At 46.1% G+C, this 15578-nt stretch carries 15 protein-coding genes and 1 pseudogene; 5 read left to right on the top strand and 11 right to left on the bottom strand.

The window, feature by feature from the left end:
• Positions 1 to 222 precede the first annotated feature (222 nt).
• A complete protein-coding gene (locus JGK11_RS17120; RefSeq protein ID WP_293190838.1) occupies positions 223 to 762 on the bottom strand; it encodes a Dps family protein in 540 nt (179 codons plus the stop codon).
• Positions 763 to 911: 149 nt separating this feature from the next.
• On the opposite strand from JGK11_RS17120, the gene JGK11_RS32920 reads away from it, so the two are divergent.
• From JGK11_RS32920 to JGK11_RS17095, 4 genes are all read left to right on the top strand, one after another.
• A complete protein-coding gene (locus tag JGK11_RS32920) occupies positions 912 to 3026 on the top strand; it encodes a sugar phosphate nucleotidyltransferase (protein WP_366034816.1) in 2115 nt (704 codons plus the stop codon).
• Between the two features lie 277 nt (positions 3027 to 3303).
• Complete coding sequence (locus JGK11_RS17105; protein WP_293186657.1) at positions 3304 to 3654, top strand: hypothetical protein; 351 nt, start codon at positions 3304 to 3306, stop codon at positions 3652 to 3654.
• Between the two features lie 110 nt (positions 3655 to 3764).
• On the top strand, positions 3765 to 5285 hold the full coding sequence (locus tag JGK11_RS17100) for an AAA family ATPase (protein ID WP_293186656.1): 1521 nt from the start codon (positions 3765 to 3767) through the stop codon (positions 5283 to 5285).
• Between the two features lie 130 nt (positions 5286 to 5415).
• A complete protein-coding gene (locus JGK11_RS17095) occupies positions 5416 to 5769 on the top strand; it encodes a DUF1257 domain-containing protein (RefSeq protein ID WP_096832348.1) in 354 nt (117 codons plus the stop codon).
• Here the strand turns inward: JGK11_RS17095 and JGK11_RS17090 are convergent.
• The 4 genes from JGK11_RS17090 to JGK11_RS17075 all read right to left on the bottom strand — a co-directional run bounded on the left by JGK11_RS17090 (position 5766) and on the right by JGK11_RS17075 (position 9841).
• On the bottom strand, positions 5766 to 5939 hold the full coding sequence (locus JGK11_RS17090; protein ID WP_293204305.1) for a hypothetical protein: 174 nt from the start codon (positions 5937 to 5939) through the stop codon (positions 5766 to 5768). The genes JGK11_RS17095 and JGK11_RS17090 overlap by 4 nt on opposite strands.
• Positions 5924 to 7174 (bottom strand): glycosyltransferase family 4 protein, encoded by a 1251-nt coding sequence (locus JGK11_RS17085; RefSeq protein WP_293190834.1) that lies wholly within the window; start codon positions 7172 to 7174, stop codon positions 5924 to 5926. The genes JGK11_RS17090 and JGK11_RS17085 overlap by 16 nt, the downstream gene beginning before the upstream one ends.
• Positions 7175 to 7316: 142 nt before the next feature.
• Positions 7317 to 8609 (bottom strand): glycosyltransferase family 4 protein, encoded by a 1293-nt coding sequence (locus tag JGK11_RS17080; RefSeq protein ID WP_293212366.1) that lies wholly within the window; start codon positions 8607 to 8609, stop codon positions 7317 to 7319.
• Positions 8610 to 8809: 200 nt separating this feature from the next.
• Positions 8810 to 9841: a glycosyltransferase family 2 protein gene (locus JGK11_RS17075; protein ID WP_293186653.1), complete on the bottom strand. Its 1032-nt coding sequence runs from the start codon at positions 9839 to 9841 to the stop codon at positions 8810 to 8812.
• A gap of 184 nt (positions 9842 to 10025) precedes the next feature.
• On the opposite strand from JGK11_RS17075, the gene JGK11_RS17070 reads away from it, so the two are divergent.
• Positions 10026 to 11147, top strand: coding sequence for a glycosyltransferase family 4 protein (locus JGK11_RS17070; RefSeq protein WP_293186652.1), 1122 nt, complete (start codon positions 10026 to 10028; stop codon positions 11145 to 11147).
• An 82-nt stretch (positions 11148 to 11229) separates the two neighbouring features.
• Here JGK11_RS17070 and JGK11_RS17065 read toward each other — a convergent pair whose 3' ends face one another.
• From JGK11_RS17065 to JGK11_RS17040, 6 genes and pseudogenes are all read right to left on the bottom strand, one after another.
• Positions 11230 to 11736, bottom strand: coding sequence for a serine acetyltransferase (locus tag JGK11_RS17065; protein WP_293212365.1), 507 nt, complete (start codon positions 11734 to 11736; stop codon positions 11230 to 11232).
• A 403-nt stretch (positions 11737 to 12139) separates the two neighbouring features.
• Entirely contained in the window at positions 12140 to 12721 is a 582-nt protein-coding gene (locus JGK11_RS17060; protein WP_293186650.1) for a serine acetyltransferase, read from the bottom strand.
• A 354-nt stretch (positions 12722 to 13075) separates the two neighbouring features.
• On the bottom strand, positions 13076 to 14086 hold the full coding sequence (locus tag JGK11_RS17055) for a glycosyltransferase family 2 protein (protein WP_293186649.1): 1011 nt from the start codon (positions 14084 to 14086) through the stop codon (positions 13076 to 13078).
• A gap of 242 nt (positions 14087 to 14328) precedes the next feature.
• Positions 14329 to 14940 carry an acyltransferase gene (locus JGK11_RS17050; protein ID WP_293212364.1) on the bottom strand — a complete coding sequence of 204 codons (612 nt, stop codon included), beginning with the start codon at positions 14938 to 14940 and terminating at the stop codon, positions 14329 to 14331.
• 178 nt (positions 14941 to 15118) lie between these two features.
• Entirely contained in the window at positions 15119 to 15388 is a 270-nt protein-coding gene (locus JGK11_RS17045; protein WP_293186658.1) for a zinc ribbon domain-containing protein, read from the bottom strand.
• A gap of 5 nt (positions 15389 to 15393) precedes the next feature.
• Positions 15394 to 15578: pseudogene (locus JGK11_RS17040) on the bottom strand (IS701 family transposase); the annotation flags it as partial.

Here is a 15578-nt window from a genome sequence, read left to right as displayed (position 1 = left end):
AAGCACGCTCTCCTCGGAGTCCGGCCGGGGTTTAAACCCCGGCCTCAAGGCGAAAGTCGGTTAAAAAACGACTCAAAAACCAGATCGAAATCAGGTTAACTCCAGTCCTCTAAAAGAGGACTTTCGCTATGAGACAGGGGTTGAAAACCCCTGTCGTACTGCGAGAATCGCGGTGAAATTCTCTGACTCACAACAGTTAAATCTGTTCGATCGAGCTATAATCTAAGCGTGAGAAGCTGTAGGAGTTTTAGCTTTCGGCTGCTTACCATCCGGTGAAATAGATTCCCCTTCAATAAACGATCGCAACATCCAAGCCATTTGCTCGTGCTGTTCCATCAAACCAGTCAAAAAATCTGCGGTTCCATCATCCTTAAACTCTTCACCGCACTGTTCGACGTGTTGGCGGAGATTGCGAATAATCAGTTCATGGTCATCAACTAAACGTGATACCATTTCCGTAGCCAAAGGCAAGTCGCCGATATGTTCTTTAATCGAACCATACTTCAGAAAACCCTCAGCAGTACCAATTGGGTAGCCACCTAAAGTTCTCACCCGTTCGGCCATAGCATCGATATTTACTGTTAACGCCTGGTAGTGTTCTTCCCACAACTGGTGGAGCGATCGAAACTGCGGGCCCACTACATCCCAGTGATACTTTTTGGTTTTGATTAACAGCAGATAAGCATCTGACAGGTCGTGATTCAACAGTTCGATAACGCCTGCACGTTGCTCCTCAGATAGACCTATGTTTAACTTACGCATTGCAACTGCTTCCTTCAACTCTTAGTTTTCATCTATTACAACAAATTTCCTCCGTCAAGTACATCAACCCAAAGGACGATCGCACTTTAGTAAAATATCTCCATCTCAGGTTAGAGTAATCACAATATAGATACCCTTAGATAGATGCAATGAAACTTTTTGTTCCGGGTCGCCTTTGTTTGTTTGGCGAACACAGCGATTGGGCCGCCAGTTATCGCCCGCACAATCCCGCTATAGAAAAAGGCTGTACTCTGATAGCCAGTACAAATCAAGGAATTTATGCCGAAGTCAAAAAACATCCGACACACTTGATTTTGCGGGCAGCTTTAAATGATGGCACAAAAATTGAAACTGCACTCCCGATGGCAAAAAATGCTCTGCTTGCTGAGGCCCAAACAGGAACTTTTTTCAGTTATGCAGCCGGTGTTGCCGCTCAATTTCTCTCGCACGGCTACGCGGGAGGAGTAGAAATTGACAATTATTTAACTGATTTGCCAATTCAGAAAGGCTTGTCTTCAAGTGCCGCAATTTGCGTGTTAGTAGCCCGCGCTTTCAATCGCTTATACGATTTAAAAATGAACGTCCGCGACGAAATGGAAATGGCTTATTTAGGCGAAATTGCCACACCTTCGCGCTGCGGCCGCATGGATCAGGGTTGTGCCTATGGAAATCGACCAATTTTGATGTTTTTTGACGGCGATCAAATGGATGTTGTTGAGCTAAAAGTTGCCAAAGATTTGTTTTTTGTCATCGTAGATTTGGGCGCTAGCAAAAACACTCAACAAATTCTGGCAAGTCTGAATCAGGCTTATCCCTTTGCTGTGACTGAAGTTCAAGCAAACGTGCAGAAACATCTCGGCGCGATTAGTTCTAAAATTACGCAAGATGCGGCCGCAGCTTTACAGCAGGGAGATGCGGTTAAACTCGGCGAGTTGATGAAAGTTGCTCAGAGGGAATTTGATAGGTATTTAATCCCCGCTTGTCCAGGGGAATTGACGGCTCCAGTTTTGCACGAACTCCTGAATTGTCAACCGATTCAGCCTTATATTTTGGGCGGTAAGGGAGTTGGTTCTCAGGGAGACGGCACGGCGCAATTTATCGTGAAAGATTATGAAAGTCAACAGCAAGTTATCGAGATTATTTCACGGAATTTTCCTCAGATGGAATGTGTGAAACTTACTATTAGTTCTCAGACCCATTTGCAGCCTGAAACAGAATTTAATGCAGCAACAACCCCAGAAATATACAGGCGGGACGCCTGTTCCACGCAGATAGAAGAAAGAAAAGATGCAGAAACCCCAGAAATATACAGGCGGGACGCCTGTTCCACGCAGATAGAAGAAAGAAAAGATGCAGGAAAAGCTTCCCGACTGCAAGTCAGAAAAGCCGTGATTCCAGCCGCTGGTTTCGGCACTCGGATGTTTCCGGCTACTAAGGCAGTGAAGAAGGAATTCTTACCAATTATCGATCGCACTGGCCGCGCTAAACCGATAATTTTGGCAATTGTGGAAGAAGCTTTGAGTGCGGGAATCGAGGAAGTTGGTATAGTTGTCCAAAAGGGCGATCGCACTTTTTTTGAAGATTTCTTTAAAACTGGGCCGTCTCCCGAACTTTTCCAAAAACTGTCTCAGCAAAATCAGGATTATAGCCAATATTTACAAGAGTTGGGACAGCGCGTTACAATTCTCACTCAGGATGTCCAGGAAGGGTTCGGCCACGCGGTATTTTGTGCTAAGGAATGGACTAACAACGAGCCATTTCTCCTGCTTTTGGGCGATCACATTTACTCGTCGCAAACAGAAAGCTCTTGTGCGCGCCAACTATTGGATATTTACTCGCAAGTGCAGCACAGCGTCATTGGTTTGAGGGTAACACCATCTGATGTAATTCATCACTACGGCTGTGCGGCGGGAGTTTGGCAGGAACAAGATGCTATTTTGTCGGTGACGCAAGTTTACGAAAAGCCGGATATCGAGTATGCGCGGCAGCATTTAAGCGTAGAAGGCTTGGCAGAGGATTTATTCTTATCAATGTTTGGGATGTATGTCCTCGATCCTAAAATCTTTGATTGTTTGGCAGAACATATTAATAGCAATTTTCGAGAAAGAGGCGAATTTCAGTTAACGTCGTGTTTGGATAAGTTGCGGGAGTTCGAGGGAATGGCTGGTTATGTGGTGCGAGGGCGGTGTTATGACACGGGATTGCCGGATGTTTACCGGCAGACTCTGATTGATTTTCCCATATCTCGGGGGGCGATCGGCTAATCAGCTTTCAAATTAGAGTTTTTCCCAGCATTCGCCTTTAGGTACGTAGTTGCGCTTCAGCGCTCTTTCATATATATAAAGAGCGCCCAAGCGCAACTACGTACCTTGATAGCTGCCTCATCAGCTACATTCTTCTATTTTCCGTTGTTAGCCGCCCCAAGATCGCAGCAATTGTAACGAGATATTACAAAATGACGCTAAAGCAGCATAGAGGCTTGACAGCAAAGAATTAAGTAGCTAATCTAATATACATACCCGGGTAAGTCAATTCACTGATATGCAAGAAAAGCAAAAAGTTACACTGTATCTTCCACCTGAACTGCATCGCCAGCTCAAAATCAAAGCCGCAGTAGAAACCGAACCGATGTCATCAATTGCAGAAAGGGCAATTGTCTTCTACCTAGGAAACCCCGAACTGGTTGACGAAGTAGAAGCCTCCTACGGACAAACCCACCGGGTGTACACTTGTCCAGAATGCACGGGTTCAGTAGTAATGCGAGATGGAGAACTGGCATCCGTAACAAGTCAGCCGAGTGTATTGGCTGAGCAGGATCTTCCAGTCAAGCAAGTGTCAGGCGTCAGTGCCAGCACAGCCCAACCGGGAGAGGAAGAATTGGTTCCCTGCTAAGAATGCCTTGCTTGCTCAAAAAGCCATAACTGGAAATCTCATTCAGCAATGGGCTAATGGCAGCATTGAGATTCAGCAAAGATAGCACCGTCTCTAGTGGGTCGAGGAATATGCAAGAAGAGATCAGTATCCTAATCCAAGCTCAATATCCTCTGATCTACCTCGTGACATCCGAGGAAGAGCGGTGTGAGCAAGCAATTTCCGCAATAGCTCAAGCTAAGCCGCAGCGCCGAGTCTTTGTCTGGACTGTAACCCAGGGCATGATAGAGTACGGTCAACCTCGTGCAAACACTCAGCAAAGCACCCTCTCGCCGCAGGCAGCTATTGAATGGGCGATTAGGCAGCGCGAACCGAACAACAACGCTACTATCTATGTATTCAAAGACCTGCATCCTTTTAAAGATGATGCAACCGTAACAAGGTTGTTGCGTGATGCGATCGCCAACTTCAAAGGAACACAAAAGACAATTATACTGATGTCTCCTTTGCAGCAAATCCCGATCGAGCTAGAAAAGGAAGTGGTAGTCTTAGACTTCGCGCTCCCAGACATGGCGGAACTAAACCAAGTATTGTCTAGCCAGTTGGAGCAAACGAAATCGCGACGCATTACCACAGAATCGCGAGAAAAACTTTTAAAAGCAGCCTTGGGATTGACTAAGGATGAAGCTGAAAAAGTTTATCGCAAAGCCCAAGTTTCCACGGGGCGCTTAACCGAAGAAGAAGTAGACATAGTTCTGTCGGAGAAAAAGCAATTAATTCGGCGCAACGGCATTCTAGAGTTTGTAGAAGAAGACGAAACCCTGGATGCAGTCGGGGGTTTAGAAGAACTCAAACGGTGGCTCAAGCAGCGTTCCAACGCCTTTACAGAAAGGGCGAGAGAATACGGCTTGCCCCAACCCAAAGGAATGCTAATTCTCGGCGTACCCGGATGCGGAAAATCGCTGATTGCCAAGACTACCTCGCGCCTGTGGGGACTGCCCCTGCTCAGGCTAGATATGGGTAGAGTCTACGACGGCTCGATGGTAGGTCGATCGGAAGCAAACCTCCGCAACGCGCTCAAAACCGCAGAATCCATCTCCCCAGCTATCCTCTTCATCGACGAACTAGACAAAGCCTTTGCAGGAGGCACTGGTTCGGCCGACTCAGACGGAGGCACATCCAGCCGGATTTTCGGTTCATTCCTCACTTGGATGCAAGAAAAGACTTCCCCAGTCTTCGTAATGGCAACAGCCAACCGAATCGAGCGTTTACCCGGGGAATTCTTGAGAAAAGGTCGATTCGACGAACTCTTCTTTGTTGACCTACCGACGAAAGAAGAACGCCAAGATATATTCAAAATTCACCTGTCAAAACGGCGTCGGGAAATTTCTCGCTTCGATTTAGAGCAACTTTCCAATGTTTCCGACGGCTTTTCAGGCGCAGAAATTGAGCAAGGGCTAGTAGCAGCCATGTACGAGGCCTTCGCTCAAGATAGAGAGTTTACGCAGTTAGATATCATCGCGGCCATTAAATCTACATTGCCACTGTCTAAAACCATGACCGAACAGGTCAGCGCCCTCCGAGATTGGGCGAGACAGCGCGCACGGCCCGCTGCGTCTTCCGTCGCTGAATACCAGCGAATGGAATTCTAAAAGCTTTCTCCTGGTCCAAACAGGAGCAAAGGCTAGCAACAGCTAGCAGTTCGATTGAAGAGCCGCCCAGCGGCACCGTTAAATCCAGACCGTTGTTGTTTCTCTCTCAGTTTTATTAGGAGGAAATCCAATGTCTCACTTTAGCACTCTGCGTACCAAAATCACTGATGCCGAAATCCTGAAAGCTTCCCTACGTGACTTGGGCATTTCAGTCAAGTCAGAAGCTGATGTTCGTGGCTATAATGGTCAGCGCGTTCGCTCCGACATCGTGGCGACTCTGGAAGGCGAATACGACCTGGGTTGGTCTCGCAATAGCGACGGTTCCTTTGATCTGATTGCAGACCTCTGGGGCGTTGCCAAAAAGCACAATCAAACTGAGTTAATTAACTCCATTAACCAGAAGTACGCAGTTAACAAGACCTTGGCAGCAGTCAAGCAGCGCGGTTTGCAAAACGCCAACGTCAAGTTGGTAGTGCAAAATTAATAACTCTGCGTGTTTCTAAGCTTGCGGGTTAACCAAATACTGGTTAACCCGTTTTTAGCGAGGATGTAGAGTGTTTTTTTATCCGCTACGTACTTTTTTGCAAGCTTAAGCAGCAGCTTTTTATCTGAAAGTTGCTGCTTTTGTCCTTGACTAGCTAATGCTTCTGGCAAGTGTCGATCGTTTGTTGATAAATTTCAATCATGCGATCGACTTTGCGTTCCCAGTCAAAATGCTCCCGAACCCGCTCCCATCCCGCCCTACCCATACTCTGTCGCATCTCCTGCGACTGAGCGAGCTTCAGCATAGCGTCAGTCAGTCCCTTGACAAAGCCTTCTTTAGAAGCTGGTTCTACTAAAATACCGCAACTGGAATCTATATAATCCATCGGGCCGCCCCAATTGGTGGCAATGACGGGCAAGCCGACGGCCATTGCTTCCATTACCACGGCTCCCCCAGGCTCCCGCAAACTCGGCAGCACCAGTACATCGGCTTGTTGCAGTTTGAGAGCGCATCGATCCTGAGACAACCAGCCACTAAATACAACCCTGGCCTCCTGGCCTAAACGAGCTGTTTGAGCTTCGAGTTCCCCTCGCATCTCCCCATCGCCGATGATTTCCAAAACAGCATCCGTTTGAGCGGCGACGGCTCTGAAGGCTTCTAGCAGCAAGTCTACCCCCTTCCAGTCTGCCAGTCGCCCCAAGAAAACAAAATGGATTTGTTGATTAGGCTCCTTTGATGCCATAGATTCCGATCGCCACACCGATAAATCCACGCCGTTTTCCACAAGTTCGATGATTTTACCCTGCACCCCCGCCGGAAGTGCCTGCTTCGTGCGATCGTTTGCCACTAACACCGTCTCTGCTTTGATTTTACCGGGCAAAAGACGGTTGAACAAGTTGACGAACTGATAACCGATCTCGATTAAAATATCTACTGAACGGTTTTGGCGCGATCGAAATGCCAAAGGAAATTTAACCGCCGTATTCAGTGGCCCCATAACTACCGGCACCCCTAAGGCGAACATCAGGGACGGAAATTTTGCCGAAACTGGTGTCGGCTCGTGAACAATATCAATCTGTTTTTCGCTCACCAGCCGATCGACAATACCGCGCTGTAGCACTTGGGTGTATAGGTGACTGAGCAGCCCTAAAGTAGGCGCACCTAACCTTGGAGGCAAGAATCGCCCGCAATTGTTAAGCAGCCGATGCACCCATGTGTCGGGTACAAAGCGCATTCGATCGCATTCTTCTGGAAACAGCGCTTCGAGTTCAGCTTGAGTGCGCCCGTGTACCACTAACCATGTCTCTATTTGGCGGGATCGAAGTATTCGGAAGTAGTGCACCGGCAGCAATGACTCTCCACCGAATTTGTTAGAGGCATTTTCAGCAACAATTACAATTCGCATAACTTGTTTTCCACCCCATAAAGAGATTTATCTACTAAGCTGTTGTGCATTTAAATTGTATATTTCGGTTTGCGAACAAAAATCTTCAATCCGCTGCCCTTCTAACCCTCAATTACCATACACAATCTAGATGCACAACAGCTTATTTAGAGCGAGCGGTACTTTTAGCGTCAATCATTTTATGATAAATTTCAAGAATTTTTTCTGCCTTTGGCTCCCATGTAAATTCTTTCGCTTTTTCGATACACTTAGCTGACATAACTTGCCGCAAACGATCGTCTTCGACCAAAATCTGAATTTTATTTGTTAACTCCTGAGTAAGATACTCTCTAGAAGTTGGCTCTATTTTAAATCCAGTTTCTTCAGTCACGTATTCGGCTATACCGCCATTGTTTGGTACAATACAAGGCAACCCACAAGCCATAGCTTCCATTACCACTGCGCCGCCAAATTCCCTAATCGAAGGGAAGCAAAAAATATCCGCTTGCTGGTAATAGTCAAGTGTTTCTGCTTGACCTACCCAACCAGCAAACTTAACTTTTTCTCCTAAGTTAAGCTTCTCTACTTGAGATTCTAATGCTTTTCTTTCTTGCCCGTCACCTACTATTGTTAATTGAACTTTTTCTTTAATTTTTGGTTCTAGTCTATTCACAGCTTCGATGAGAATGTCAGCACATTTGTAAGGAACCAATCGACCTACAAAAAGTAAATTTATCTGGCCACCCTTTTTTGTTTTTGGTTCTTGTTTTAAGAAACTACTGGCAATACCATTTTCGTAAAATAGTTGAATTCTCTGGTCTGGTATCGCAAACAAATCTTTGAGCATATTTAAGGTATATGTTGAACCTGCCAAAATTTGGTCTGCTTTTTTGTAAGTTTCTACATAACCTGGAATTAAGGCTCGACCAACTGCCCTCAAAAAGTTGAATTGAGCAAATTCTTGTTTGGCAGTTTCTTGAAAGCCTGGTGGAAAAGGAATGCCTCCATTGACTGGGCCTAGCAGAAAAGGAGTGTTTTGGCAGGCGCTGACTACCTTAAACGGATACCGCGGCATCATCGGGGTAATTGCATGAACTATGTCATAATCTCCCTTGAGAATTTTGGAGTGAAATTTTTGATATACTTGCTGATTAAATTCTTCATAAATTGGGTAGCTCAAAGCATTATACAGTGGCCAATTTATTTTACCATTCGCGGTAATTTTTTCTACTACTTTGTAATACTGCGTAGCAATCTTTCCTTCTTCAAGATAAAAAACTTTTTCGTATTCAGGGTGTTTTTGAATAGCGGATTTATTTCTAGCATGGGTGACAAGTGTTGCATCAACTAGCTTGCTAATTTGTTCAACAAAATTGTACCCCACCAAAGGTACAGAAGCCCATTCAGGATTGCACTGCTCTACAATTAGTAAAACTTTTAATTTTTGGTTGTTCATTGGTTAGATTCCTTTGTTGACGATCGATGAATATTTGGAAGTTGAGTTTTGAATAGATTAATCGATATTAAGCGTTTTTTTTTTCGATGCGAGAGTCGGCTGTAGAGGTTGATGGAAAAATCCGCCTCTACATCAACACCCGATTTGCAATTACAGGGGAGAAGTTGCAGAAAAAACAAGTTAAGTTGATGGTAACTGATCTACTTAGTAGACTTAGCACTCATTGTAACTTTCTCAATTGATGGGCTTGATGTCTTGTATTCGATCAAGTTGCTGCGCTGTCTGAGCAACCGGCGTTTGTAAAACAGCATCTGACCCTGCAATTGAGGAAATCTCCCCAACACGCAAGATAATGCGTAGAGAGCAGCATCCTTTGATTTTAAGTTTTGCTGCATCCGCCGATAGATGCGGTAGCCAAGTATCGGGTAGCCCCAAAGCAACAACAGGCTCCAGCCGTGCGTAACCCACGCTGTCCCGATTGCTAGCACGGGCAAAACGAATCCCCAGAACCAGATGCTGGTGCTGTCTTTGACCCAGTGGCGTTCGGGGGTGTTTCCGTGCAACCAGGAACCTTCGGCGTAGGCATGGCCTGCTCTTTGACAGCGCTTCCACCACTGGTCAAAACGAGTCATTTGGGCGTCGTGCAAAGTCATTTCTGCATCTAATCGCTCGATTTTCCAACCATTTTGGCGCAGCCGCACGCAGAGTTCCGGTTCTTCACCGGCGATCAGTATGGGGTTGAAACCGCTGACTTGCTCGAAGGCTGATGCCCGCATCATGGAGTCGCCCCCGCAGGCTTTGGCTTCCCCGATCGGGCTGTCCCACTCAATGTCGCAGAGTCGGTTGTATGGTGTGGCATTGGGATACCGCTCGCGGCGGCGCCCGCACACTACAGCTAATTCGGGTTGCGCTGCGAGTTTTTGCTGGGCAAATTCGAGCCACCCATCAACTATGGAGCAGTCGCCGTCTACGAATTGGACAAATTCGATGTCTGGAACTGCTTGTCGCAGGCTGGCAAATCCTGCATTTCTGGCGCGTGCTGCTGTAAAGGGTGTAGATAAGTCGAGTTCTACTGTCTCAGCTCCGAGCGATCGGGCTAATTCCAAGCTGCCGTCTGTTGAGCCGGAATCGACATAAACTACGCAAGCTACTTTGCCGATCGCTGACAGCAAGCACGCTCCGAGGCGAGATCCTTCATTCCGCCCGATAGCAACCAATCCAACTTGTTTCAAAGCTTACCTCTGGAATTCCACTTGCGATCTATTATTTTAATATTTTAGTAAAAGTCAAGCTAATTTCACAATATCTTGATTCCCAAACTTTTAGCGAGTGGCTGTAGTGCGCGTCAAAGCGTGTTTAGCTTATTATATATTAAGTCAAATCCGATCCAGCATTTTTATTTGAGAAGAGTCAACCATGCTAAATATCAGTTCTTTGTTCACCTTTTACTGTGGCGGTCAAGGAATTAGCCATACATTTTTGTCACTTTGTCAGTGGGATTACCCAGACTTTAAAACCCGCATGGTTGTTCCCAGTTGTGCACCGTCATATCGCGGGTATAATATGGTCGAAAGCGTACCCCCATATTTCAGAAGGGTGTACTACAGGCTCGGAAATTTTGCGCAATCTTCTGCTGAAAAGCGTTTTCTGAGAGATATCAATGATTTTGATGCAGTTTACTTGTGGCCTCGCACTTCAATCGAAACTGTTAGAAAGGTAAAGCAGCAGGGGCAAACACTTTTTTTTGAGCGTATTAACTGCTCTACTAAGAAGGCAAAATATATTCTTGACGATGCTTACGGTCGCTTGGGCATTGCTCCCCAACATGGAATTACAGATGCGATGATTCAGCAAGAAGATGAAGAAATGAGCTTGGCTGATTTCATTTTTTCTCCTAGTCCAGAGGTAAAAAAATCTTTTCTCGAAATAGGAGTTCCCGAATACAAACTGATGTCAAGCAGTTACGGGTGGTGTCCCAAGCGTTTCCCAAATATTTCGCCCAAAAAACAGCCATCAGACACCGTTACTGCGCTCTTTGTGGGCACCATCTGCGTCAGAAAAGGAGCTCACTTGCTCTTGCAAGCCTGGGAAAAAGCTGGCATTAAAGGCAGACTGGTGCTTTGCGGAGAGATGGAGCCTGCAATTGCCGAAAGTTGCAGCGATATTTTAGGACGCTCGGATGTAATTCATATAGATTACACGCTCAATATTGCGGGCGTATATGGCGAAGCTGACATTTTTGCCTTTCCGAGTCTCGAAGATGGTGGCCCGATGGTTACTTATGAAGCTATGGCTTACGGGTTGCCAGTTCTCACCTCACCTATGGGAGCGGGGGCCATTGCCCGGGACGGCAAAGATGGGATAGTCATAGACCCTTACGACTGTGAAGCTTTTGTTGAAGGCTTGCGAAAGCTTGCTTTGTCCCCGGAGTTGAGAGCACAGATGGGTTATAATGCTCGCCAGCAAGCCGAGGAATTTACCTGGGAAAAAGTAGCACGCCGCCGGAAAGATTTGATGCAGGAAAAATTGAAAGTTTAGGAATTAGGAGAATTATCTGAAAGAATCCTTGCTCTGCAACTTCCTTTTTCCTGCGAATATTTCTAGGAGTGCATTTTCAGGCTTAGGGTTTTTTGGGGATAATTTTTGCTGGTATTCCGACTGCGGTTGCGCCCGGTGGTACGTCGCAAATCACCACTGCATTGGCGCCTATCAAAGCATGATCGCCGATCGTTACGGAGCGAATAATTTTTGCTCCTGCACCGATATCGACGTGACCGCCAACTTGGACATTAGAAACAATTGTCACCTGTTGAAAAATCATACAGTTCGGGCCAATAGATGCCTCTGGGTGAATGACTATGCCATTAGGATGAAGCATAATGAGTCCCCCTCCTATCTGGCAGTTCAAAGGGATGTCAGTTCCAGCTACAATGCTCCAGAATATATGCTGGATTATGTTGAACCGGGATAAAAAATACCCTAAAATTCCACCTTGCTGCCGCCATTTTTGATAGTCGCGGATAGATTTTAGAAGTTGGCGACTGGGATCCCACCACTGGCAAAGTTTTTCGCGACTCCAATCTGGCTCGGTGGCAGAAACGACAGGTGTAGTTATTGATTGAAGCATTATTTGTGCAAGATAACAGATAAGATATACTGATAATCATGTGACATTCAATTATCAGTATACGATCGCTGGTTGGTGATTGACAATATTTATTTGTTGAAATTCTGTGACAATCCTATTTGAGTTGTAAGGTTTTTGTATGTTGCCAGGTTTTACTGGTAGGCACGGCGGGGTACTAACCTACAAAATGTTACAATTCATACAGAATTACTATATTGTCAACTTGTAATTATTTGGTTGACCGAGTTAATGTCTACTAACAAGCAGTAGCGATCGCTCCCAGCGTGCAACAATCACAATTGCCATAGAAATCCACGATTTCGTACAAGCATTTATCACTATAGAGGCGGTAGATCTCTAGTTTAAGTAACAGAAGAGACAGGTCACTTTTTTTGGTACTAATTTAAGGATTGTTTTCGACAGGGCGGGATTTGATAATTTTGGCAGGGATGCCAACGGCAGTTTGACCAGCAGGAATGTCTGATAAAACGACAGCATTTGCACCGATATTTACGTCGTCTCCCAGGTTGACCTTGCCGAGAATTTTTGCTCCGGCGCCGACGTTCACCCGATCGCCCAATTGAGGCGATTCTAGGGGTTTTTCCAAGTAGCGGTTCCCCAGGGTAACGCCTTGGCGGATAATGCAGTCGTCACCAAGAGTGCAGTGTCCATGAACGATGATAGAGCCTTCGTGTTCAATGACGACTCGGCGGCCGAGCTTGACTGTGTACGGCAAATCTATGCCGTAGGTGTTGCGGACTTTTCGGTAGAGCGATCGATATAGAATGCTCAAGGGAGCCCGCAGCAGTTTTGGTTCTACCTGCATTCTCCAGACACCGAATCTTTGAACTGCTACGGCGCGAAATCCCGGTTTTGTCCAATCGCGACCGTGAGCAATCCAGTCTTCTTTAATCTGCTCCCACAATCCGAGTGCAGGGGTTTCTACTTGATTTTCAGTTGCTATTAAATTTGACTCCGTTACCATAAGCTGTACTCAACACTCTGTTTTGTTTAAGTTGTTATTAGATGCCCCAGATATTAAGCTATTTCTCTGGTTTTTAGGGAGTAGTGCACCCGGTTTATTCACTCAAAAACACCAAGTGCTGCGGTGAATTATCTCAAAGAATTGCTTGAAATCCGGAACCCTTGTAGGGAGAAATTAAAATCAGACGATTCATTAATCTAATCCTCTTCTTTCCTTTGTTAAGTGTCCTCAAGTTGTCAACCCTTCGGCTTCGCTGACTGACAAGCTGTCCCAGATCAACTGTCAACTGAAGCAATGTTTGGTTGGCCAGGATTAACGGGGTTTCTCTGGCTTTGATTTATTTACAAACACCTTTTAAAAAATTTTTGAATCTTCAATCTTACCCCCCTTAAAAAATACACTATTCATGATAAAATCGGTGAGCATTTTTGGCGGATCGCCGTCCGGCTTACCTTGAAGTACGCGGCGCACCCTCCAGGCTCCAAAGCCCGAAGCCCAGGTGACATCAGTTAATGCTGTGTAAACCAAGCCGTAGTTTTTGAGAAAGTACCTGCGCCGGGAATCAAACCAATACTGTGGCAGTCGCTTAGGGGGTTTTTTGGTGTCAGTCACACCTGAGCTTTGACCTACTAGGTGTACCACGCGACTTTCAGGTACATACCAGCAACTCCAGCCAGCTTTGTTCGCTTGCAGGCAAAAGTCCATTTCTTCGCAGTACATGAAATAAGCTTCATCCATCAAGCCAATCTTTTCAAATACTTCACGACGGACGATCATGCTGGCTCCAGCTACCCAATCAGTTTGACAGATTTCTTGGGAAATAGGAGGCGCTACATTCCACTTTGCCAATAATTTGGATAAAAAGCGCGTCCGCCAACCAAAATCGAGTTCGGTTAAGAAATCGTGAAACCGAAAAGCTGAATGTTGCGGCGTTCCGTCGGGGTCTTCCAAGCGGCTGCCCGCGATGCCGGCCTCGGGGTTGGAGTCCATGAAATCGACGAGGGCTTTTAAGGCACCTAGGCGAACTACGGTGTCTGGGTTGAGCAGCAGGAAGTAAGGGGGGGGATTGGTGGATTGCAGGACAGGACGTATGAGGGCGTTGTTGCCGAAGGCAAATCCGCCGTTGCGGTCTAGGGGAACGAAGGATGCCCATTCGCTCCAGCCTTCTGCTGCGATCGCCGCTGCTATTTGTTCGCTAGAATTGTCGCCTGATGCGTTGTCGGCAACTGCAACTCGCATACCGGGGAGCGATCGCACTTCGGTAACTAGAGAGCGCAAGCAGTCAATGGTTAAACCAGGGGTTCGGTAGTTAACAATGACAACCAGCAGTGGATACGGGTGATTGGACTCGCTGGCTTTGGACATAAGTGCAGTTGTTGGTTTAACAACTTTTTAGCTCAAGTTGTACCCCTATGGCAAGCTGGCGCGATCGCCATTTGAGGCATCGCCTACTTTTTTGATAGTTCGGGCATATTTTACAAAAGCGGTCACTCTTATTAAGCTCTTCTGTTGAAAAGCCTGCTTTACTGCCAAGAAAAACCCCAAAAATGCCCAAAAAATCTTCAAAAAAAGATTGTATATAAGGGTTTGAGTATTATTGGATATGTCTATTTATTTCCATAGAAGTGTGACAATCGCAATTGTGCAAGCTGGGGTTCCATTTCGGGGTCGTAGGCTCCCTCGCGACTGTTAATTAAATCGGCCCAAGGTAGGCTTTGAGTTTCAGCCTGCAATTTTTCCACCAAGTCTGCGACGCGTCCGATGGGTTTAGCGGGAACACCGGCAACTATATCGCCTTCTGCGACATCTTTGGTGACGACCGCACCGGCGGCGACGATCGCATTTGGGCCGATGGTGACGTTGCGGAGGACGATCGAGTGATAGCCGATAAATACGTTGTCACGGATGTCTATTTTGCCCACAGCATCTAGTTTGACGTTGTAGGCTTGATTGAGCATGGCGATCGCTCCGTCGTGGCCGATCAGGATAGAGCTGGAAAAGTGGACGTTGTTGCCGATGCGGACGTAGGAGGGGTCTGTAAACACCGTGCTTGGCAGGATCGTGCAATTTTCGCCGATCGAGTACAGGTTGCCGTGAAGGCGGAGAAATTGGGTGTACTCCTCGGAACTTGGCTCGCAGAATTTGACGTAGAGGCCTCGGAACTTGCCGTAGCGCATGGCAAAGTGGCGAAGGATTTTCTGAAAGGTTGATTTAATCATTTTCCTGAGCCTGGGTAGATTTAAGCCTATTCGTAGACATACTAACCGCTGTTGTGTCAGGAGGTAGATCTGACAATATGACAACGTTGGCACCAATGTTCGTGTCCTGCTATACAAATACTAGACAAGTCTAGACATTTGGTTCTTACTTCATCGGGAGCATGGGAGCGGTTATCCCTCAGTAAGCTTTCACGATGAAAGCCAAGCGCGATAAATTAATTGCTGCGTTCAAATCCCTGTCCATCGAATGACCGCAACTTCCACAGTTGTAAGTTCTTTCTTTTAGTGGCATATCTTGGGTATGTCCACAGCTTGAGCAGGTTTTGCTTGACGGAAACCAGCAGTCAGCAACAATTATTTCACAGCCAAACTTTTTAGCTTTGTATTCCAGTTGACGTTTGAATTCATGGAATCTAGGACTTACGCATTGACAAAAAGCATTATCTATGTGCTCTAGGCCATAGCATCACTCTGAAGGTTCGCAAAAATATGCTCACGTATAACTAAAGTGAACATATTTCTTTGTACTTGATACCAAGTACCAATTATCTTTTCAGACCGCATCAACTCCAATTTAACAAATGCTTGAAGTGAACAAAATATATGAGTCTTGATTGCATTGGTATTTCTCACCATGA

This window comes from Microcoleus sp. PH2017_34_RAT_O_A (assembly GCF_020737885.1).
Lineage (GTDB): Bacteria > Cyanobacteriota > Cyanobacteriia > Cyanobacteriales > Microcoleaceae > Microcoleus.
The sequence above is the reverse complement of the archived record's forward strand: the minus strand, read 5'-3'. Positions and strand labels throughout refer to the sequence as shown.